The sequence below is a fragment of the Streptomyces sp. UF-297 genome (assembly GCF_058245575.1).
This window is the reverse complement of sequence record NZ_JBSIBZ010000002.1, coordinates 64,299-86,475: the sequence shown is the minus strand read 5'-3', so window position 1 is coordinate 86,475 and position 22,177 is coordinate 64,299. Positions and strand designations below refer to the sequence as shown.

Genomic DNA, 22,177 nt, shown 5'->3' with positions numbered 1-22,177 from the left:
CGCGCGGGCCTCCCGCCCTCAACGCACCCCGGCCCACAGCGCCCGCAGCGCCGCATTCCCCCGCTGCGGCTGCTGGGTGTGCGGGGAGTAGCCGGGCACGACCCGGTGCTCGGCACCGATCGCCGCCCCGATGACGCGGGCGGCGGCCCGCAGAGCACCCGGCCGCCGCGCTCGGTCACCTCCGTCAGCAGCGTCCTAGGCCTTGCCCCCGCTCAGCCCCGCCAGTTGCTTGGCGCCCTCGTTGCTGGCCTGGCAGGCCTCGTCGACGGCCTGCTGGAAGCGGTTGTGGTAGTTCTGCATGGCCTGCCGGCGCTCCTGGCCGACGCGTTCGGCGTCGGGGTCGTCGGGCGAAAGGCGGTCGGAGGAAGGGTCGCGGAGGCTGCCGTCCTCGCCGACCTCGAAGTGGTCGGCCTCGGCGCCCTTGACCGCGTCGCGCAGCTTGCGCTGGGCCTGTTCCATGCGGCGGCGGGTGTCGGCCAGGGCGCGGGCGATGCGCTCGCAGTCCTGGCTCTCGGTGCTCATCCGCTTCTCGACATCCTTGAAGTACTCCTGGGCAAAGTCCGCGTCATCGCCCTGCCAGGAGGAGGCCAGCGGCCCGCTGACCTTGCTGCGGTGCTGGTTGTGCAGGCCGTCCAGCTGTCCGCCGAGCTTGTTCCAGGCCTGCTCGCCGGCCTCCAGCTCGGAGAAGTCCTGCCGCAGCAGCCGTGAGAAGTCCGAAGCCATGTCATGCCCCCGTGGTGTTCGTGTGCCGTGTCCGTGCCGCAGCCGCGCTGCCCGTGAAGGTGCTCATCGGGCGCTCACCCGAAGGGCGAGTCGGAGCCGGGCGCGCTCATCGGCTTCGCCTTCGCCATCTCCTCGGGCGTCCACTTCTTGTCCGGCTCGGGCATCCGGTGCGAGGTCCCGGCGTCGGGGTCGAGCAGCGGCATGGGCTTGGCGTTGCGCATGTCCTCCTCCGTCCACTTGGCGCCCGGGTCGGGACCGGGGTACGCGCCGGGGTCCGGGTTGGGCAGCGGCATCGGCTTGGCGTTGCGCATCCGCTCCTCGGTCCACTGGAAACCGGGGTCGCGCTGCGGCTGGGTGGTGTTGCCGCTCCCGCCGAAGACGGCCCGGTCGGTGGGCGAGGCGGGCGCGGGCCCGGTGGTCCAGTTGTCCCGGCCCATGAAGAGGTCGCGCTGCTTGTCCGCGCCGGGCATCGGGTAGCTGCCCTCGGACCCCACGGCACCGGGCGCGCCGATCGTGGGGTTCTGCGCGGCGCCGCCCGCGGCCATGGTCTGCGTCATCGGCTGGGCGCCCGACTGGGCCGCGCTGCCCTCGAAGTCCTTGGCGACGGCTTCGTCGTTCCACTCGTGGCCGTCCGCCGAGGAGCGCAGGTTGTCGGCGCCCGCCGCCACCCGGTCGTGCAGCCCTTGCAGTACGGACCGCTGCCCGCCCGCGAGCCCGCTCAGCGCGGCGCCGATCGACCAGCCGGACATCGAGGCCGCCGCCCCGTCCGTGGCCGTCAGCGCCTTGCCGGTCCCGCCCTTCATGTCACTGGCGACACTGTCCCCGGCGTGGGCCGAGGCGCGCAGTTCCGATGGATTGGCCTTCATCTCCCCCGACATCAGCAAGCTCCCCGTTTTCCCCGTTGATGTACCGACTGTCGACATCCATATGTCGACTACGCTCCGGATCCGACCGGACGTGATCGGATGGCCCTCGCGACGGCCACGATACCTTCCTTGACAGGGGCATGAGCGATCCACCCGATCCGCACCTCGCCACCTACCCAACGGGCTTGCAGAGGCGAGGAGTTGATGCCTCGACCGGCGCCGTGCACCGCGGAGCCGTTCACCGCACGGCCGTCACCGCATCAGCACCCCCGCGGCCTCGCTCGTCGCCTCCGACGGAACCGCGACCAGGCCCAGTTCGGCGCCCTGGGCCAACAGGCGGTGGGCGGGCAGGATGCGGACGGTGTAGCCGAAGGAGCCGGTACGGTCCAGGGCGAGCGGGCCCTCGTACAGCCAGCGGCCCTCCAGGTCCGGGCCGCCGGTGGGCTTGAGCGGCACGGTCGTGGCGTCCGTGATCCGGTCCGACTCGTCCACCCGGCCCGAGACGACCTGCACCTCGACGTCGTCGGGGGCCAGTTCGTCCAGGGCGACCCGGACCCTCAGGGCGAGGGTGGCGCCCAGTTCGGCGCTGCCGTTGACGGTTCCCGCGGGCACCGCGGGGGCCCCGGTCTCCACGTGGTCCACCGCGACCCGCGGCCAGGCGTGCCGCACCCTGGCCTTCCACTGCGCCAGTTCGCGGGCGGTGTCGGGAGCCAGGGCGCGCTGCGCGCGGGCGGCCGGTGCGTACAGCAGCTCCACGTAGTCGCGCACCATCCGCCCGGCCAGCACCTTGGGCCCCAGCGTCACCAGGGTCTGACGCACCATCTCCACCCAGCGCTGCGGGACCCCGGCGCCGTCGCGGTCATAGAAGCGCGGTGCCACGCGCTCCTCCAGGAGCTCGTACAGCGCGTGGGACTCCAGCTCGTCGCGCCGGTCCTCGTCGGTGGCAGCCCCGTCGGCGGTGGGGATGGCCCAGCCGAAGTCCGGCTCGTACCACTCGTCCCACCAGCCGTCCAGGACCGAGAGGTTCAGACAGCCGTTCAAGGCGGCCTTCATGCCGGAGGTGCCGCAGGCCTCCAGCGGGCGCAGCGGGTTGTTCAGCCACACGTCGCAGCCCGGGTAGAGCTTCTGGGCCATCGCCATGCCGTAGTCGGGCAGGAAGACGATGCGGTGGCGTACGCGGGGGTCGTCGGCGAAGCGGACCAGCTCCTGCACCAGACGTTTGCCGCCGTCGTCGGCGGGGTGCGCCTTGCCCGCGACCACGATCTGGATCGGGCGCTCGGGGTGCAGCAGCAGTTCCATGAGCCGGTCGCGGTCGCGCAGCATGAGGGTGAGCCGCTTGTAGGAGGGCACCCGCCGGGCGAAACCGATGGTGAGGATGTCGGGGTCCAGTACGCCCTCGATCCAGCCCAGTTCGGCGGTGCCGGCGCCGCGCTGGCGCCAGGAGGCGCGCAGCCGCTGCCGTACCTCCTCCACCAGCTGTTCGCGCAGGGAGCGGCGCAGGTCCCACACGGCGGTGTCGGGGATGTCGGCCACCGCCGACCAGCGCCGGGAGCCGCCCACCGTCAGCGCGTCCTCGGTGCGGCCCGCGCCGATCTGGCGGGCGCCGAGCCGGAAGACCTCCGGCGCCACCCAGGTGGGCGCGTGCACCCCGTTGGTGACGGAGGTGATCGGCACCTCCTCGGGGTCGAAGCCGGGCCACAGGCCCGCGAACATCTCCCGGCTGACCTGGCCGTGGAGGGTGGAGACGCCGTTGGCGCGCTGGGCGAGCCGAAGGCCCATCACCGCCATGTTGAAGACGTTGGGCTCGCCGCCGGGGTAGGTCTCCATGCCGAGCGCGAGGATCCGTTCGACCTCGATGCCGGGCAGTTCGGCCTCGTACCCGAAGTGCTGGGCGACCAGTTCGCGGTCGAAGCGGTCGATGCCGGCGGGGACGGGGGTGTGGGTGGTGAAGACCGTGCCGGCCCGCACGCTTTCCAGCGCGGATTCGAAGTCCAGCCCGCCGTGCCCATCGGCGGGCTCGGACAGCTCCCGGATCCGCTCCAGGCCGAGGAACCCGGCGTGCCCCTCGTTGGTGTGGAACACCTCGGGCGCGGCGTGGCCGGTGAGCCGGCAGTACGTGCGCACCGCCCGCACGCCGCCGATGCCCAGCAGCATCTCCTGCAGCAGCCGGTGCTCGCTGCCGCCGCCGTACAGCCGGTCGGTGACGTCCCGCTCGCCGGGCCCGTTCTCCTCCACGTCGGAGTCGAGCAGCAGCAGCGGTACGCGGCCGACCCTGGCCTGCCAGATGTAGGAGAGCAGCCGGCGGCCGCCGGGCAGCGCGAGGGCGACCTGGGCGGGCGAGCCGTCGGCCTCGCGCAGCATCTCCAGCGGCAGCTCGTTGGGGTCCAGGACGGGGTAGTGCTCCTGCTGCCAGCCCTCGCGGGAGAGCGACTGGCGGAAGTATCCGTGCCGGTAGAGCAGCCCGACGCCGATGAGGGGTACGCCCAGGTCGCTGGCGGCCTTGAGGTGGTCGCCGGCCAGGATGCCCAGGCCGCCGGAGTACTGCGGCAGGGCGGCGGTGATGCCGAATTCGGGCGAGAAGTAGGCGATGGCGGCGGGGAGTTCGGCGTGCTCGGGGGTGGTCTGGTACCAGCGCCGTCCCCCCAGGTAGTCGCTCAGGTCGTCGGCGGCCGCGGTCAGCCGTCGCAGGAATCTGCGGTCCTCGGCGAGTTCGCCCAGCCGCTGGGCGGAGACGGAGCCCAGCAGCCGTACGGGATCGGCGCCCGCGCGCTGCCAGCCGTCGGGGTCGACGGCGTGGAAGAGCTCGCGGGTCTCGGGATGCCAGGACCAGCGCAGATTCCGCGCCAGGTCGCTGAGCGGTCGTAGGGGTTCGGGAAGGACGGGGCGCACGGTGAATCGACGAATGGCCTTCACGCCTCGACGGTAGCGGTGTGACGCCGGTGCCAACCAGAACGCTGCCGCGCCACCTTCGCCAACCGCCCGAAAGAGCCGCGGGGCGGGCGCGCGGCCCGAACGTGCGACCGCATCCGCCCCACGGCACACGGGAGGTCGCACCCCTGTTGTTTCCCACAACGGCCAGAAAACGCCGCAACCTTCCCACGGATCCTTCACGGGCGATATGGCCGATTCCGCCCCCTCATGCGCTCTTGTCCGTACTCGCGGCAGACGAGAGGCTCAGGTGTGGCGTCCGCGGTGCACGGTGCGGGAGCCGACCGCCTCCGCAGCGCAACTCCGCCCGGCGCCCGTCGAGTTGAGGAGGGGAACTCCGTACATGGCACTGAAACGAATACGCCGCCGACGGCTGGCCGGTGCGGCCGTGGCCGCCACCACGGCCGCAGTACTTTCGGCCGTCACGATGCCCGCACAGGCCGCCCCGGCCGAGGGCACAATCCTGGGCGCCGGGACCGACGACGCGGTGCGCAGCAGCTACATCGTGACGCTGAGGACCGGGGCAGGGGGGATAGACGCGCCGTCGCAGGCGGGCAAGGACCTGGCCGCCAAGTACGGGGCGAAAATCAGCCACACCTACAGCACGGCCATCAACGGCTACGCGGTCAGCGTGGACGAGACCCGGGCGCGGCGGCTGGCCGCCGACCCGGCCGTGGCCTCGGTGGCGCAGAACCAGACCGTGGGCCTGGCCCACACCCAGAAGAACCCGCCGTCCTGGGGCCTGGACCGGATCGACCAGAGCGATCTGCCGCTGGACACGTCCTACACCTGGCCGGAGCCGGCGGGTAAGGGCGTACGGGTGTACGTGATCGACACCGGCGTACGCACCACCCACCGCGACTTCGGCGGACGGGCCGTCAGCGGCTGGGACTTCATCGACAACGACGCGGACGCCACCGACGGCAACGGGCACGGCACACATGTCGCCGCCACCGCCGCCGGCAGCAGATACGGCGTTGCCAAGAAGGCCGAGGTCGTCGCCGTACGCGTACTGGACAACGAGGGTTCGGGCACCACCGCGCAGGTGATCGCCGGCATCGACTGGGTGGCCAAGAACGCCAAGAAGCCCGCGGTCGCCAACATGAGCCTGGGCAGCAGCGTCCCGGTGCCGCAGCTGGACCAGGCGGTGCGCAACGCCATCGCCTCGGGCGTGACCTTCACCGTCGCGGCGGGCAACGACGGCCTCCCGGCCGACTTCGCCTCACCCGCGCGGGTGAACGAGGCGATCACGGTCGGTGCGAGCGACATCCAGGACAACCGGGCCGCCTTCTCCAACTGGGGCCCAAAACTTGACCTGTTCGCACCAGGTGTGGACATCACCTCGGCGTGGAACACGGGTGATGGAGCCAAGCAGACCATCTCCGGCACCTCGATGGCCGCTCCGCACGCCGCCGGCGCGGCCGCGCTCTACCTGGCCGGCCACAAGTGGGCCGCACCCAAGGACGTGCGCGACGCGCTGGTGCGGCAGTCGGCCGTCAACAAGATCAAGGGGGCGGGCCTCGGCTCGCCGAACGCACTGCTCCAGGTGGGCACTTCGTAGTGGCACCAGGTCACCACGGAACCGGTCCCGCCGCACGGCGGGGCCGGTTCTGCTCTGCGGGGCAGCGGCGGGCATCCCGTGGGCGCCGGCGGGGGCGCCCTGCGGGCTACGCGGCAGTAGTTCACCCGCGGCCGGATTGCCCGCCCACCGGCCGTGGAAGGCTCCTGCGGTACGCACCCCGCTGCGCCCGTGCCCGCCCGGGTGCGCAGCACGGCCCGCCCCTCCAACCGAGTGAAAGCGGACAGGAGCGTCCATGCCCGCACCCCGCCATGCCTCCGCGGAGCCGATACAAAGAACCACACCCCACCCCGTGCCGCCCACCCCTGCCTCAGGTGATCCCATGATCGGTCGCATCCCCGTCCTGGACATCCGCCCGCAGATCGACTGCGGGCGCCGACCGGCGAAGGCGGTGGTCCAGGAGTCGTTCCAGGTCAGCGCCACCGTCTTTCGCGAAGGGCACGACGCGGTCGCCGCCCGTGTCGTCCTGCGGGACCCGGCGGGGCGCAGCGCCGCCGCCGCCCCGATGCGCGAACTGGCCCCCGGCACCGACCGCTGGGGCGCGACGGTGACACCCACGGCCGAGGGCACCTGGACGTACACCGTCGAGGCCTGGTCGGATCCCGTCGGCACCTGGCGCCACCACGCCCAGATCAAGATCCCGGCGGGCATCGAGCCGGATCTGGTGCTGGCCGAGGGCGCCGAACTGCACCGCCGCGCGGCCGCCGGGGTGCCCAAGAGCGAGGGCCGCGAGAGCGTCCTGCGGGCCGCGGACACCCTGCGCGACGAGAGACTGCCCGCCGCCACCCGCCTGGCCGCGGCGCTCACCCCCGAGCTGACCGAGATCCTCACCCGCCACCCGCTGCGCGAACTGGTCACCGCCTCCCGCCCGATGCCTCTGCTGGTCGAGCGGCGCCGCGCGCTGTACGGGTCGTGGTACGAGCTGTTCGTGCGCTCGGAGGGCGCGGTGGTCCAGGAGGGCGCACCGCCGGTCAGCGGCACCCTGCGCACCGCCGCCGCCCGGCTGCCCGCCGTCGCCGCCATGGGCTTCGACGTCGTCTACCTGCCGCCCATCCACCCCATCGGCACCTCCTACCGCAAGGGCCCCAACAACTCCCTCTCCGCGGGCCCGCAGGACGTCGGCTGCCCCTGGGCGATCGGCTCGGCGGACGGCGGGCACGACGCGATCCACCCGGACCTGGGCACCTTCGAGGACTTCGACCACTTCGTACGCACCGCCCGCGAGCTGCGCATGGAGGTCGCGCTCGACTTCGCGCTGCAGTGCTCGCCGGACCACCCCTGGGTGGAGAAGCACCCCGAGTGGTTCCACCACCGCGCCGACGGCTCCATCGCCTACGCCGAGAACCCGCCGAAGAAGTACCAGGACATCTACCCCATCGCCTTCGACGCCGACTTCCCCGGGCTGGTGCAGGAGACCGAACGCGTCCTGCGGCTGTGGATGGACCACGGCGTGCGCATCTTCCGCGTCGACAACCCGCACACCAAGCCGGTGGTCTTCTGGGAGACGGTCATCGCGGACATCAACCGCACCGACCCCGACGTCGTCTTCCTCGCGGAGGCCTTCACCCGCCCCGCGATGATGCACACACTGGCCCGGATCGGCTTCCAGCAGTCCTACACGTACTTCACCTGGCGCAATTCCAAGGCGGAACTCACCGAATATCTCCAGGAGTTGAGCGGGGACGCGGCGTCGTACATGCGGCCCAATCTGTTCGTCAACACCCCCGACATCCTGCACGCCTACCTCCAGGAGGGCGGCCGCACCGCCTTCGAGGTACGCGCCGTACTGGCCGCCACCCTCTCCCCGACGTGGGGCGTGTACGCCGGATACGAGCTGTGCGAGGCCACACCCGTACGCAGTGGCAGCGAGGAGTACCTCGACTCGGAGAAGTACCAACTCAGGCCGCGCGACTGGCAGACAGCGGAGCGTCAGGGCCGTACCATCGCACCTCTCATCACCACGCTGAACCGTCTGCGCCGCCGCCATCCAGCACTGCAGCAGCTGCGCAGTCTGCACTTCCATCACGTCGACAATGACGCGGTACTGGCCTACTCCAAACGCGAGGGGGCCGACACGGTACTGACGGTCGTCAACATCGACCCGCACCACACCCACGAGGCGACGGTGTCGTTGGACATGCCGGAACTCGGCCTTGCATGGCACGAGTCCTTCCCGGTGCGCGACGAGCTCACCGGTGAGACCTACCACTGGGGCAGGGACAACTATGTGCGCCTGGAGCCGGGCCGAGCCATCGCGCCCGCGCATGTGCTGTCGCTGCGACCGTCCTCACCGATCGGAGGGTCACCCAATTGATCGTCAACGAACCTGTCCCCGACACCTTCGAGGACACACCGGCCAAGGACCGCGATCCGGACTGGTTCAAGCGGGCCGTCTTCTACGAAGTCCTGGTCCGGTCCTTCCAGGACAGCAACGGGGACGGCGTCGGCGACCTGAAGGGCATCACCGCCAAACTCGACTACCTGCAATGGCTGGGTGTCGACTGCCTCTGGCTGCCCCCTTTCTTCAAGTCCCCGCTCCGCGACGGCGGGTACGACGTATCCGACTACACCGCCGTCCTGCCCGAATTCGGTGACCTCGCCGACTTCGTGGAATTCGTGGACGCCGCCCACCAGCGCGGCATGCGCGTCATCATCGACTTCGTCATGAACCACACCAGCGACCAGCACCCGTGGTTCCAGGAGTCCCGCAGCGACCCGGACGGTCCCTACGGCGACTACTACGTCTGGGCGGACGACGACAAGCAGTACCAGGACGCCCGCATCATCTTCGTCGACACCGAGGCCTCGAACTGGACCTTCGACCCGGTGCGCAAACAGTACTTCTGGCATCGCTTCTTCTCCCACCAGCCGGATCTCAATTACGAGAACCCGGCCGTCCAGGAGGAGATGATCTCCGCGCTGCGCTTCTGGCTGGATCTGGGCATCGACGGATTCCGCCTGGACGCGGTGCCCTACCTCTACGCCGAGGAGGGCACCAACTGCGAGAACCTCCCGGCCTCGCACGCCTTTCTCAAGCGGGTACGCTCCGAGATCGACGCCCACTACCCCGACACGGTCCTGCTGGCCGAGGCCAACCAGTGGCCGGAGGACGTCGTCGACTACTTCGGCGACTACAGCGTCGGCGGCGACGAGTGCCACATGGCCTTCCACTTCCCGGTCATGCCGCGCATCTTCATGGCGGTACGCAGGGAATCGCGCTACCCGGTCTCCGAAATCCTCGCCAAGACCCCGGAGATCCCCGCCAATTGCCAGTGGGGAATCTTCCTCCGCAACCACGACGAGCTGACCCTCGAAATGGTCACGGACGAAGAACGCGACTACATGTACGCGGAATACGCCAAGGACCCGCGGATGCGCGCCAACATCGGCATCCGCCGCCGCCTGGCCCCCCTCCTGGACAACGACCGCAACCAGATCGAACTCTTCACGGCCCTGCTGCTGTCCCTCCCCGGCTCCCCCATCCTCTATTACGGGGACGAGATCGGCATGGGCGACAACATCTGGCTCGGCGACCGCGACGCGGTCCGCACCCCCATGCAGTGGACCCCGGACCGCAACGCCGGGTTCTCCTCCTGCGACCCGGGCCGGCTCTTCCTGCCCACGATCATGGACCCGGTCTACGGCTACCAGGTGACCAACGTCGAGGCCGCGATGTCCTCGCCCTCGTCCCTGCTGCACTGGACCCGCCGCATGATCGAGATCCGCAAGCAGAATCCTGCCTTCGGACTGGGCACCTACACCGAACTGCCCTCGTCCAACCCGGCGGTCCTGGCCTTCCTGCGCGAATACGGCGACGACCTCGTCCTGTGCGTCAACAACTTCTCCCGCTTCGCGCAACCCACGGAGCTGGACCTGAAGGCCTTCAACGGCCGCCACCCGGTCGAACTCATCGGCGGCGTCCGCTTCCCGGCCATCGGCGAGTGGCCGTACCTGCTGACACTGGCGGGACACGGCTTCTACTGGTTCCGGCTGCGCAAGGCCGGGAGCTAGGACGCACGCTCCCGGCCGTCGCACTCCCCCGCCGCCACCGTCCTCCCCGCCGTCCGGCCCCGCTGTCCCGGGGCTACTGGCCCGTATGGGGTGGGACGGTGGCGGCGGGCGTTTTCCGACCTTCGCCATGGGCAGTCTCCCTACTACCGCACGGGCCGGGTGAGCGTCGTCGAACCCCGGGGGACAGGGGTGACCGCCCCAAGAGCACCACTGCCGTACGGACGATCCTCGCCCGACACGTCCCGCTCCGCCGCACAGTCAAGGCCGCATTCCGGGACACTTTGCCCTATCTGTCGTGTGCCCGGGGAAAGGACGCGACACCATGCCGGATACCGCCTCGACCCGTGCCACCCACACCACAGCCGCCCCTGTTCATGAACGGCGCCCCACGACCGCACCGGCCCTGCTCGCCTCACTCGCACCACTGCTGTGCGAATGGGTGCCCCGGCAGCGGTGGTTCGCGGGCAAGGGCCGCCCGATCTCCGGTTTCCAGCTGGTGTCGGCGACCGAGCTGCTGCCGTGCGGCGCGGGCGGCGCCACCCCGGGGCTGCTGCACCTTCTCGTCCGCACCCAGCAGCCGGGACCGCTGCCGCACCCCTCCGACGCCGGACCGCCGCCGGCCGCGGCCGACTGCTACCAGCTGCTGCTGGGTGTGCACAGCGCCCTGCCGCCGCGCCTGGCGCCCGCCGTGATCGGCCGCCCCTCCGGAGGCCCGCTGCACGGGCGCACGGTCTACGACGCGCTGCTGGACACCCGGCTGTGCGCGCTGCTGCTGGAGCGGCTGCGGGTGCCGGGGCGGCTCGCCTCGCTGCGCTTCTGCCGCGAGCCGGGCACCGCCATCGCCTCCGGCATGCCGGCCCGCCCGGTCACCGCCGAACAGTCCAACTCCTCGGTGGTGTACGGGGATTCGTACATCCTGAAGGTCTTCCGGCGCACCTCGCCCGGGGTCAACCCCGACCTGGAGCTGCCGCTGGCACTGGCCCGCGCCCAGTGCGCGCGGGTACCGGCGCCCGCGGCGTGGTTCGAGTGCGATCCGTGCGAGGAGGGCGGCGAGCCGACAACGCTGGGAGTGCTCCAGCCCTTCTTGAACGGCTCGGCGGACGGGTGGCAGCTGGCCCTCAACGCCCTGGCCGTACGCGCCGACTTCACCGGACCCGCGCGGGCGCTGGGGCACGCGACGGCGGAGGTGCACACCGCGCTCGCCGAGGCGCTGCCCACCGTCGAACTGCGCAGGCCGCAGCTGGCCGCGATCGCCGCGGGGATGCACGAGCGGCTGACCGCGACGGCCCGCGCGGTGCCCGCGCTGCGCCCGTACTGCGCGGGGCTGCGCACCGCTTTCGACGCGGTCGCCGAGCTGGAGAGCCCCGCGGACGGCCGCCTGGGCTGGGCGGCCCAGCGCATCCACGGCGATCTGCACCTGGGGCAGACGCTGCGCTCGGCGGACGAGGGCCGCTGGTCGCTGATCGACTTCGAGGGGGAACCGGCCCGGCCGCTGGCGGAGCGGCGCCGGCCGCAGCCCGCGGTACGCGATGTGGCGGGCATGCTGCGCTCCTTCGACTACGCGGCGCGCAGCGGGCCCTCGCGCGGGGACGCCTGGTCGCTGGAGTGGGCGCGCCGCACCCGGGACGCGTACTGCCGCGGCTACGCGGAGGCGGGCGGGGTCGACCCGGACGCCGTGCCCGAGCTGATGCGCGCGTACGAGACCGACAAGGCGGTGTACGAGGTGCTGTACGAGGCCCGGCACCGGCCCGACTGGCTGTCCGTACCGATGGCGGCGATCCGGCGGCTGGCGGGGGCGGACCCGGGTGAGGGATGCGATCCGGGAGACGGGCCCGCATGAGCCGCGCGTACGCGGCTACCCGGGGCGGGGTGGGGGTACGGGCCACGGGAGCGACACGGCCCAGACGCCTTGAGCGCCCCGGGGAGTGCATAGGTTGCCGCGCTTCGCGTGCCTCGCGTGCCGACAGTCGCCGCACCTGCGGCGGCCTCACCAGACCCAGATAGCTCCGTTTCGTCAGACGCCCTGCCGAGGAGGCTCCTCTCGTGACCGCCCGTCCGCCGTCCCGCCGCCCCTCCCCCGATGCCGTACCGATCCGGGGGGCGGCCCACCGTCCGGGGACCGGGCCGTCCGGCGTCCCGGCGACGTTCCTTCCGGGCCCGGACCGGCCCGCGGCGCCCGCCGAACGCGCCGAACCGGCCAGGCCCGTCGCGCCCGCCGTGCCTGACGAGCCCGCGGCGGCCGCCGCGGCCGCCGAGTCCCCGTCGCCCAACAGCCCCGCCCCGCACAGTCCTTCCTCACATAGCCCTTCCTCTACCGCCTCTACCACTGGCCCCGCCTCGCCCGTCACTTCGCCCTCTCCCCGCCCGCCCGCTCCCCGCAGCGCAGAGGCCCCCAGGCCCCCGGCTGCCCGTCCGGCCTCAGGGACCCGCCCGGCCTCGGACAGCCGCCCGGCCCCGGAGGCCCGCCCGGCCTCGGACAGCCGCCCGGCCCCGGAGACCCGTTCCGCCTCGCAGGCCACCCGGGCACCTGCCGCCCCGCAACCAGACCCCGGGTCGCAGACGCCTCCTCCCGTCCCGCCGGTCCCCGCCGTCGCCCCGGCGCCCCAGCCCAAGGGCGGCAGCCGCGGTGTGCGCACGGCGGAGGCGCTCGAACCCGCGGACCGCGGACGGCTGTTGAGCGGTACGCACCACGATCCGCACGGGCTGCTCGGCGCCCACCCCGTACGCGGCGGAGTGCTCTTCCGTACGCTGCGCCCGTATGCGAAGTCGGTGACGGTGCTGGCCAAGGGGCTGCGGGCCGACCTCCACGACGAGGGCGAGGGGCTCTTCGGCGGGGTCATCCCGCTGAGCACCATCCCCGACTACGAGCTGCTGATCACCTACGGCGAGGACGGCACGGACGAGGTGCGCACGCACGACCCGTACCGCTTCCTGCCCTCGCTCGGCGAGCTGGACCTGTATCTGATCGGCGAGGGGCGCCACGAGGAGCTGTGGCAGGCGCTCGGCGCGTGGCCGATGACACACCAGGGCGTGGCGGGGACGCGCTTCACGGTGTGGGCGCCCAACGCCCGTGGTGTGCGCGTCGTCGGCAACTTCAACTACTGGGACGGCACCGGCTTCCCGATGCGCTCGCTGGGCTCTTCGGGGGTGTGGGAGCTGTTCCTGCCGGGGCTGGACGAGGGCGAGCTGTACAAGTTCGAGATCACCCGGCCGGACGGGACCCGCACGCTGCGCGCCGACCCGATGGCGCGGCGCACGGAGTGCCCGCCCGCCAGCGCCTCGGTCGTGCACGCCTCGCACCACAACTGGCAGGACGATGAGTGGATGCAGGGGCGGGCCGGGCGCCCGGTCCACGAGGCGCCCTTCTCCGTCTACGAGGTCCACCTCCCCTCCTGGCGCCCCGGCCTCACCTACCGCCAGCTGGCGACCCAACTCCCGGCGTATGTGAAGGACTTGGGCTTCAGCCATGTGGAGCTGATGCCGGTCGCCGAGCACCCCTACGGCGGGTCCTGGGGCTATCAGGTCACCGGCTTCTACGCGCCGACCGCCCGCATGGGCACGCCGGACGACTTCAAGTACCTCATCGACGCGCTGCACCGGGCCGGGATCGGCGTGCTGATGGACTGGGTGCCGGCGCACTTCCCGCGGGACGACTGGGCGCTGGCCGAGTTCGACGGCAGGCCGCTGTACGAGCACGAGGACCCGGCGCGGGCCGCGCACCCGGACTGGGGCACCCTCGAATTCGACTACGGCCGTCCCGAGGTGCGCAATTTCCTGGTCGCCAACGCGGTGTACTGGTGCCAGGAGTTCCATATCGACGGGCTGCGGGTGGATGCCGTGGCGTCCATGCTCTATCTCGACTACTCGCGCGAGGCCGGGGAGTGGACGCCCAATGTGCACGGCGGGCGGGAGAACCTGGACGCGGTCGCCTTCCTCCAGGAGATGAACGCCACCGTCTACCGGCGCTGCCCCGGGGTGGTCACCATCGCCGAGGAGTCCACGGCCTGGGACGGCGTGACCCGGGCCACCCACCACGTGGGCCCCGGCGGCTTCGGCGGACTGGGCTTCGGCCTGAAGTGGAACATGGGCTGGATGCACGACTCGCTCGGCTACGTCTCCAAGGAGCCGGTGCACCGCAAGTACCACCACAACGAGATGACCTTCTCGATGGTGTACGCGTACAGCGAGAACTACGTCCTGCCCATCTCCCACGACGAAGTCGTGCACGGCAAGCGGTCGTTGGTGACCAAGATGCCCGGCGACTGGTGGCAGCAGCGCGCCACCCACCGCGCCTATCTGGCCTTCATGTGGTCCCATCCGGGCAAGCAGCTGCTGTTCATGGGGCAGGAGTTCGCCCAGGGCGCGGAGTGGGCCGAGGGGCACGGCCCGGACTGGTGGCTGCTGGATCCCTCCTACTCCGCCGAGCCGGACCACCGGGGCGTACGCGACCTCGTACGCGACCTCAACCGCACCTACACCGCCACTCCCGCGCTGTGGGAGCGCGACACCGATCCGTCCGGCTTCGCCTGGATCGAGGGCGACGCGAGCGAGGACAACGTCTTCGCCTTCCTCCGCTTCGACGCCGCCGGCTCCCCGCTCATCGCCGTCTGCAACTTCTCCCCCGTGGTGCGCCGCGACTACCGCCTCGGGGTCCCCGACGGCGTACCGTCCTGGCGCGAGGTCCTCAACACCGACGAGGAGCGCTACGGCGGCAGCGGCGTCACCAACCCCGACCCGCTGAAATCGGAACCCGTCCCCCACCACGGCCGCCCCTCCTCCCTCTGCCCGACCCTGCCCCCGCTGGGCACGGTCTGGCTGTGCCCGGGGTGACACCGGCGCCCGGCCCGGCCCTTTCGGTCCGGGCCGGGCGGAGCATTTCCCTCATCGTGCCAAAGGCCACTGACAATCGGCCCGCGCGAGGTTCAACGCCCAGGTCACAGGGGTGACTTCAGCGGCGTACGGACTCCGTGGCGGCGGTGGCTGCGGAGGCGTCGCAGGACTCGGTGGCGGCCGGTCCCGCACCCGTCCGCGCCCCGGCCTTCGCCTTCGTACGGCGCGGCAGCAGCACCGCGACCAGCACCGTGCCCACGCCCAGCACGACCGCGCCGACCACGCTCGTGTGGGACACCGCCTCGGAGAAGGCGCCGCGTACCGCGTCGGCGACCGCCTCGGCCTGCTGGAGGCCCAGGGTGCGGGCCTGTTCGGCGCCGACCTTGGGGGTCGCGCCCGCGGCGACCTGCTTGCCGGCCTCCTGCGCCACGGCCAGTCCGGCGCCGACCGAGTCCTGGGCGGTGGACAGCGCCTCGGGCGGCAGCTCGGGACCGCCGTGCGCGGCGGAGGAGGCCGCGGCGTCCGAGAGCTTGGAGGAGTAGCTGCCCGCCAGTACGGAGCCGAGGATGGCGATGCCGAGCGAGCCGCCGAGCTCGATGGAGGTGTCGTTGACCGCGCCGCCGACGCCGAGCTGGTCCTCGGGGAAGGCGCCCATGATGGCGTCCGTGCAGGGGGACAGGGACAGGCCGATGGCGAGGCCGAGGATGATCAGCGGGGCGAGGAAGTCGCCGTAGGAGGAGCCGGAGTCGACGCGGGTCAGCAGGGCCAGCGCGAGGGTGCCGCCCAGCATGCCGGCGGTGACCGTGACCTTCATGCCCAGCCGCGGGGTGAGGAACCCGGTCAGCGCCGCGCCCACGAAGACCGCGCCGGCCAGCGGCAGCATCCGTACGCCGGTGTCCAGCGGCGAGTATCCGAGCACGAACTGCAGGTGCTGGGTGAGGTAGTAGAACGCGCCGAAGACGGCGAGGAAGAAGAGCGCCACGGCGAGGTTGGAGCCGGCGAAGGCGCGTCCGGTGAAGCGCCGTACGTCCAGGACCGGGCGCGGATGCCGCAGCTCCCACACTACGAAGCACACCAGTCCCACGCCTGCCACGACCGCGGCGGTGACGGCGGGAGCGCCCCAGCCGAAGTGCGGCCCCTGGATGATCATGTAGACGAGGGCGCCGGTCCAGATGACGGAGAGCAGGCCGCCGACGTAGTCCAGCCGCTCACGGTGCCCCGCCCGGGAGGGCGGCACGACCAGCAGCGAGCCGACGATGCCGAGCACCACGATCGGCACATTGATCAGGAACGAGGAGTGCCAGCTGAAGTGCTCCAGCAGCGCCCCGGCCACCAGCGGGCCCACCGCGATGGCCAGCCCCGCGGTCGCGGTCCAGATGGTGATGGCCAGCGCGCGCTCGCCGCGCGGGAAGGTGGCCGCCAGCAGCGACAGCGTGGCGGGCATGATCATGGCCGCGCCGACGCCCATGACGGCGCGGGCCGCGATGACCGCGGCGGAGCCGTCCGCCAGCGCACCCGCGACCGATCCGCCGCCGAAGACCAGCAGCCCCAGGATGAGCGCGCCGCGGCGGCTGTATTTGTCACCTATCGCGCCCAGGATCAGCATCAGGGCGGCGTACGGCACGGTGTAGCCGTCGATGACCCACTGCAGGTCCGCGCTGCTGAGCCCCAGGTCCGCGGTCATGTCGGGGGCGGCGACCGTCAGCGAGGTGTTCGCCATGACGATGATCAGCAGGCTCAGGCACAGCACGCCCAGCGCCCACCAGCGCCGTGGGTAGGGCCGCCCCGTCCGTTCGACCGGCCGTTTCACGATGAGAGGCACTGTGTCACCTTCTCCTTCCAACCTTCGCGTCCTCCTGCGGCGGCTGCGCCCTTCCGCGTGCCCCGCACCCGGAAAGATCTTGCACACCACTGTGCATTTACACACTGCTGTGCAATTTACGCCGCTGCACAGCCACGTGCAAAATGAAGGCGAAGCGCGCCCGTAGGAGAACGTGGCCGCCGGACCAGGAGCCGCCCCGCCATGACCGCACTCAGCAGCCGGGCCTACGCCAACCGTCGCCGGATCATGGACATCGCCCTGACCGAGCTGCTGCGCAACCCCGACGCCTCCATGGACCAGATCGCCCGCGCTGCGGGCGTGGTGCGCCGCACCGTCTACGGCCACTTCCCCAGCCGCGAGACACTGATCACGGCCCTGACGGACGCGGCGGTGGCGGATGTCACCGAGGCCTTCGCGGCCGGCTCCACCGACGAGGCCACCCCCGCCGCCGACGCCCTGGCCGACAGCGTCCTGGCGGTATGGGAGTACGCCGACCGCTACCGGCTGCTCGTCTCACTGGCCCAGCGCAGCGTCACCGACGCGGGCATCCGCGCCCGCCTGGAACCCGTACGCCGCAAGGCCGCGGCCGTCCTCCAACGCGGCCTGGACAACGGCGAGTTCCACACCCCCCTCACCGCCCGCGCCCTCGCACACGCCCACGAACACACCCTCTTCGGCCTCATGCAGGCCGTCAACGACGGCGACCTGCCCGCAACCACAGCGGGCCCGGCCGCGGCCCGGACCGTGCTGGCGATGTCGGGCGTCCCCACGCAGCAAGCCGCGGAAACGGTCCAGCGGGCCACGGCCCGTGCGGCGGCCGCTGCCTCTGAGGGCGAGCAGCCCTCCCGGTAGCAGGCGGGCCCCACCTCGTCGCCTGCCGACCAAAGTTTTTTGTTCGGGCTGGTGGGAGGGGGGTGCCGAACAATCCTGGGGGCGGTGGAGTGGAGGCACGTTCCCTTTTGGGGGCGGGCCCCGCATCCCGACGGGGGTGGGATGCGGGGCGCTGTCGCTCGTCGCGGTGGGTGAGGCCGTACGGCCGGAGCAGTTCGTGGCGCGCGGCGGCTCGCAGACCGTGGCACCGAGAGGAGTCGCCATGCCCCTGCTGCCGATCGGCCCGCGCACGGTGAAGGTCGTTGCCATCGTCGTGGCCGTGGTCGCCTTCGTTCTGCCGTTCGTGCCCGGTGTCCGTCCCGAGCCGGTGCAGGGGGTCCTCCCGCTGCCGCGCTGACCCTGTCCGGGGGCTCGCTCTGCCCCCGTGGGCCCCCGGACAGGCCCCGGGCCGTTCCCCGGCGGCCGGGGGACGGGAGCCGGGCGGCGCTCAGACGCCGGCCGGCTCCTTGGCCCCGCCGCCGTCGCGGCGTTCGGGCTCCTGCGCTGCGTCCGGGCCGCCGTGGCCGTCGTCGACCAGGGTCTGCTCGTCGAACGGCAGCTTTCCGGCGAGGACTTCGCCGACCCGGGCCTTGTCGATCTCCTTGGTCCAGGTGCCGATCAGGACCGTGGCCACCGCGTTGCCCGCGAAGTTGGTCAGGGCGCGCGCCTCGCTCATGAAGCGGTCGATGCCGACGATCAGGCCGACGCCGTCGACGAGTTCGGGGCGGTGCGACTGCAGGCCGCCGGCGAGGGTGGCCAGGCCCGCGCCGGTCACGCCCGCCGCGCCCTTCGACGCGATGATCATGAAGACGAGCAGGGAGATCTGCTGGCCGATGGAGAGCGGGTCGCCCATCGCCTCGGCGATGAACAAGGAGGCCATCGTCAGGTAGATGGCGGTGCCGTCGAGGTTGAAGCTGTAGCCGGTGGGGACGGTGATGCCGACCACCGGCTTGCTCACGCCCAGGTGTTCCATCTTCGCGATCAGCCGCGGCAGCGCGGACTCCGAGGAGGAGGTGGACAGGATCAGCAGGAACTCCCGCGCCAGGTACTTCAGCAGGGCGAAGATATTGACCCCGGCGATCAGCCGCAGCAGCGTGCCCAGGACGACGATGACGAAGAGAAGGCAGGTGACGTAGAAGCCGACCATGATGACGGCCAGGGACTTCAGCGCGTCCAGACCGGTCTCGCCGACCACCGCCGCGATCGCGCCGAACGCGCCCACCGGGGCCGCCCACATGATCATGGCCAGTACGCGGAAGACCAGCTTCTGGATGTGCCCGATGCCGCGCAGCACCGGCTCTCCCGAACGCCCCATCGCCTGCAGCGCGAAGCCCACCAGCAGCGCCACCAGGAGCGTCTGCAGCACCTCGCCCTCGGTGAAGGCCGAGACCAGCGTCTTGGGGATGATGCCGAGCAGGAACGCGGTGGTGGACTCGCCGCCGCCCTTGGTCTGCGCCTGGCCCGCGTCCCTGGCGGAGTCGGTCAGATGCAGCCCCGAGCCCGGCTCCAGGACGTTGCCGACCAGCAGCCCGATGCCGAGCGCGACCGTGGACATCACCATGAAGTAGCCCAGCGCCAGCCCCCCGACCGCGCCGACCTTGGCGGCCTTGCGGACCGAGCCGACGCCCAGCACGATCGTGCAGAAGATCACCGGCGAAATCATCATCTTGATGAGGTTCACGAAGCCGGTGCCCAGGGGCTTGAGCTCGACGGCGACACCGGGCGCGGCGAACCCGACACCGATGCCGATGAGCACCGCGGCGATGACGGCGATGTAGAGGTAGTGCGTCCGGTCCCGCTTCTTCTTCACCGGTTGTGTGCTCGGCCCCGACTGCGGGGTCTGTGCAGCCACGGCTGCCTCCTCGGTCCTGGCGTTCTCAAGGTTCTGCGCTGATCTGCGGCTCTTGCTCGTGACCCGCGCACAGGGGCCGCGCATGGGGCCCGTACGCATGATGGGTCCCGGCGACTATGCACGTCGCCGTGACCCCCGTCACCCTTGCGTGCATTTCGTTCATGCAAAAGTGACCCTTCAGAATGTTCGACATGCGCATCCCCCGCCCCTGGCGGCCCAGGCCTCCGCGCAGCCTGGCCGGCCAGCTCTTCGCCATGCAGGTCGTGCTGGTGGCGGCGGTCGTCGCCGGGTGCGCCGTCTTCGCCTACCTCGCGGCCCGCGACCGGGCCGAGGAGAGCGCGCGCCGGCAGGCGACGGCGGCCGCGACCGCCGTCGCCCAGTCGCCCGCCACCATCGCGGCGGCGCGCTCGGCGGACCCCACTGCCGTGCTGCAGCCCTATACCGAGCGGCTGGTGCGCACCGCGCGGGTGGAGTTCGTGGTGGTGATGGCGCCGGACGGTACACGCTGGACGCACCCCGAACCGTCCGCGATCGGCAAGCGGTACTTCGGGCACATCGGGCCGGCGCTGCGCGGGGAGACCTTCCACGAGACGCACATGGGCGTGCTCGGCCCGTCCGTGCGGGCCGTCGCGCCGGTCCGCGACGCCGCGCACGGCGGGCGCATCACCGCGCTGGTCAGCGCGGGCATCACGGTCGAGACGATCAGCGCCGAACTGCGCCGCCAGGTCCTCGCGCTGCTCGGCGTCGCGGCGGCGGCGCTCGTCCTGGGCGGCGTGGGGACGTATGTCGTCAACGCCCGGCTGCGGCGCCACACCCACGGCATGAACGCCGCCGAACTGGGCCGTATGCACGACTACCACCAGGCCGCGCTGCACGCCGTACGCGAGGGGCTGCTGATGCTCGACGGGCAGCGGCGGGTCGCGCTGATCAACGATGGTGCGCGCGAGCTGCTGGGGCTCACGGACGAGGCGGTGGGCCGGCAGGTCACGGCGCTCGGCCTGCCGGCGCCGCTCACCGAGGCGCTGCTCTCGGCGCGGGTGCACGTCGACGAACTCCACCTGACCGCGGACCGGGTGATCGTGGTGAACACCTCGCCGGTCTCCGGCGGTGAACACCGCGGCACCGTCGTCACCCTGCGCGATCACACCGAACTCCAGGCGCTGTCCGGGGAGTTGGATTCCGTACGCGGCTTCGCCGAGGCGCTGCGCTCACAGGCGCACGAGGCGGCGAACCGGCTGCACACCGTGGTCTCCCTGATCGAACTGGGCCGCCCCGAGGAGGCCGTCGACTTCGCCACCGCCGAACTCGAACTCGCCCAGGCCCTCACCGACCAGGTCGTGGGCTCCGTGCACGAACCCGTCCTGGCCGCCCTGCTGTTGGGCAAGGCCGCCCAGGCCAACGAGCACGGCGTCGAACTCACCCTCACCCCGGACAGCCGTATCGACGACGGCGTGCTGCCCGAGGGTCTGCCGGCCCGGGACCTGGTGACGGTGCTGGGCAATCTGGTCGACAACGGAATGGACGCGGCCTCCGGGGAGGCGGGGTGGGACGGGGCCGGGGGCGGGGAGTGTCCGGTGGGCGCGTCCGGCGGCCGGTGCGGTGGGGGCTCGGCCTCGCCGCGGGTGACCGTGACCGCGCGTGCCGAGGGCGGGGAGCTGTTGCTGCGGGTCGCCGACAACGGGCCCGGAATCGAGCCCTGGGACGCCGAGGAGATCTTCCGGCGGGGGTGGAGCACGAAGGGCGGCCGGGGCCGTGGGCTGGGGCTGGCGCTGGTGCGCCAGGCCGTGCGGCGGCACGGCGGTACGGTCGCGCTCGGCCAGGCTCCCGAAGGCGGTGCGCAGTTCACCGTACGGCTGCCGCTGCGGACGGGCGCGGATACGGGCGCGGACGCAGACGTGGGTGCGGGTTCGGGCACGGGCTCGGGCGCGGGCGTCCGTGCGGAGGTGGGGCGGTGAGCGGGGGCGCGGATCCGATCAGAGTGCTCGTGGTCGAGGACGACCCGGTGGCCGCGGACGCGCACGCGCTGTACGTGGGGCGGGTGGCCGGGTTCACCGTGTCCGCGACCGTGCACTCCGGTGCCGACGCCCGGCGCCACCTGGACCAGCACCCCGTGGACCTGCTGCTGCTCGACCTCTTCCTGCCGGACGGCCACGGGCTGCAGCTCGTGCGCACGCTGCGCGCGGCAGGGCACACCGCCGATGTCATCGCCGTCACCTCGGCCCGCGATCTGACCGTCGTACGCGAGGGTGTCTCGCTCGGCGTCGTGCAGTACGTCCTCAAGCCCTTCACCTTCTCCACCCTGCGCGACCGCCTCACCCGCTATGCCGACTTCCGCGCCACCACGGGCGAGGCCAGCGGCCAGGACGAGGTGGACCGGGCGATCGCCGCGCTGCGCGCGCCCCGGTCGGCCGCGCTGCCCAAGGGGCTGACCACCGCGACGCTGCGCGTGGTCACCGACGCCCTGCGCGCTTCCGAAGGCGGGATGTCGGCGGCCACGGCTGCCGCGGCCGTCGGCATCTCCCGTATCACCGCCCGCCGTTACCTCGAGCACCTCGTCGACACGGGACGGGCCGCCCGCGCCCCGCAGTACGGACAGGTGGGCCGCCCGGAATTGCGCTACCGCTGGTCGGGGCATTGACCTGGCATCGGCGGTGACTCTACGGTCACCGGGCAGCCCGCCGTGGCTAGTTGGAGGT

Annotated in this window: 14 protein-coding genes; 9 read left to right on the top strand and 5 right to left on the bottom strand. The window is 72.0% G+C overall.

Features of this window, described 5'->3' with window-relative positions; all coding sequences use genetic code 11:
• Positions 1 to 195 precede the first annotated feature (195 nt).
• The 3 genes from AC4IJH_RS02500 to glgP form a co-directional block, all read right to left on the bottom strand.
• The gene (locus AC4IJH_RS02500) at positions 196 to 723 is read right to left on the bottom strand and encodes a WXG100 family type VII secretion target (protein WP_490849786.1); all 528 of its coding nucleotides are present in this window, start codon (positions 721 to 723) and stop codon (positions 196 to 198) included.
• A gap of 74 nt (positions 724 to 797) precedes the next feature.
• Positions 798 to 1,601, bottom strand: coding sequence for a WXG100 family type VII secretion target (locus tag AC4IJH_RS02495; protein WP_490849785.1), 804 nt, complete (start codon positions 1,599 to 1,601; stop codon positions 798 to 800).
• A gap of 240 nt (positions 1,602 to 1,841) precedes the next feature.
• Positions 1,842 to 4,502, bottom strand: a complete 2,661-nt coding sequence (gene glgP, locus AC4IJH_RS02490) for an alpha-glucan family phosphorylase (RefSeq protein WP_490849784.1) — start codon at positions 4,500 to 4,502, stop codon at positions 1,842 to 1,844.
• A gap of 358 nt (positions 4,503 to 4,860) precedes the next feature.
• Here glgP and AC4IJH_RS02485 point away from each other — a divergent pair, with 358 nt between their 5' ends.
• The 5 genes from AC4IJH_RS02485 (at position 4,861) to glgB (ending at position 14,937) form a co-directional block, all read left to right on the top strand.
• Positions 4,861 to 6,078: a S8 family peptidase gene (locus tag AC4IJH_RS02485; RefSeq protein ID WP_490849783.1), complete on the top strand. Its 1,218-nt coding sequence runs from the start codon at positions 4,861 to 4,863 to the stop codon at positions 6,076 to 6,078.
• Between the two features lie 340 nt (positions 6,079 to 6,418).
• Complete coding sequence (locus AC4IJH_RS02480) at positions 6,419 to 8,410, top strand: alpha-1,4-glucan--maltose-1-phosphate maltosyltransferase (RefSeq protein ID WP_490849782.1); 1,992 nt, start codon at positions 6,419 to 6,421, stop codon at positions 8,408 to 8,410.
• Positions 8,407 to 10,107, top strand: coding sequence for a maltose alpha-D-glucosyltransferase (treS, locus tag AC4IJH_RS02475; RefSeq protein WP_490849781.1), 1,701 nt, complete (start codon positions 8,407 to 8,409; stop codon positions 10,105 to 10,107). The genes AC4IJH_RS02480 and treS overlap by 4 nt, the downstream gene beginning before the upstream one ends.
• A 322-nt stretch (positions 10,108 to 10,429) precedes the next feature.
• The gene (locus AC4IJH_RS02470; protein WP_490849780.1) at positions 10,430 to 11,947 is read left to right on the top strand and encodes a maltokinase N-terminal cap-like domain-containing protein; all 1,518 of its coding nucleotides are present in this window, start codon (positions 10,430 to 10,432) and stop codon (positions 11,945 to 11,947) included.
• 788 nt (positions 11,948 to 12,735) lie between these two features.
• Complete coding sequence (gene glgB, locus AC4IJH_RS02465) at positions 12,736 to 14,937, top strand: 1,4-alpha-glucan branching enzyme (protein ID WP_490849779.1); 2,202 nt, start codon at positions 12,736 to 12,738, stop codon at positions 14,935 to 14,937.
• Between the two features lie 118 nt (positions 14,938 to 15,055).
• Here the strand turns inward: glgB and AC4IJH_RS02460 are convergent, their stop codons facing one another.
• Entirely contained in the window at positions 15,056 to 16,759 is a 1,704-nt protein-coding gene (locus AC4IJH_RS02460) for an MFS transporter (protein WP_490849778.1), read from the bottom strand.
• 201 nt (positions 16,760 to 16,960) lie between these two features.
• Between AC4IJH_RS02460 and AC4IJH_RS02455 the strand changes: the two genes are divergently transcribed.
• Together AC4IJH_RS02455 and AC4IJH_RS02450 are read left to right on the top strand one after the other, a co-directional pair.
• Positions 16,961 to 17,611: a TetR/AcrR family transcriptional regulator gene (locus tag AC4IJH_RS02455; RefSeq protein ID WP_490849777.1), complete on the top strand. Its 651-nt coding sequence runs from the start codon at positions 16,961 to 16,963 to the stop codon at positions 17,609 to 17,611.
• A gap of 136 nt (positions 17,612 to 17,747) precedes the next feature.
• Positions 17,748 to 17,987: a hypothetical protein gene (locus tag AC4IJH_RS02450; RefSeq protein WP_490849776.1), complete on the top strand. Its 240-nt coding sequence runs from the start codon at positions 17,748 to 17,750 to the stop codon at positions 17,985 to 17,987.
• A gap of 90 nt (positions 17,988 to 18,077) precedes the next feature.
• Here AC4IJH_RS02450 and AC4IJH_RS02445 read toward each other — a convergent pair whose 3' ends face one another.
• A complete protein-coding gene (locus tag AC4IJH_RS02445; RefSeq protein ID WP_490849775.1) occupies positions 18,078 to 19,481 on the bottom strand; it encodes a cation:dicarboxylate symporter family transporter in 1,404 nt (467 codons plus the stop codon).
• A gap of 191 nt (positions 19,482 to 19,672) precedes the next feature.
• On the opposite strand from AC4IJH_RS02445, the gene AC4IJH_RS02440 reads away from it, so the two are divergent.
• Both AC4IJH_RS02440 and AC4IJH_RS02435 read left to right on the top strand, forming a co-directional pair.
• The gene (locus AC4IJH_RS02440) at positions 19,673 to 21,436 is read left to right on the top strand and encodes a sensor histidine kinase (RefSeq protein WP_490849774.1); all 1,764 of its coding nucleotides are present in this window, start codon (positions 19,673 to 19,675) and stop codon (positions 21,434 to 21,436) included.
• Positions 21,433 to 22,119 carry a response regulator gene (locus AC4IJH_RS02435; RefSeq protein WP_490849773.1) on the top strand — a complete coding sequence of 229 codons (687 nt, stop codon included), beginning with the start codon at positions 21,433 to 21,435 and terminating at the stop codon, positions 22,117 to 22,119. Before AC4IJH_RS02440 ends, AC4IJH_RS02435 begins: the two co-directional genes overlap by 4 nt.
• Positions 22,120 to 22,177 lie beyond the last annotated feature (58 nt).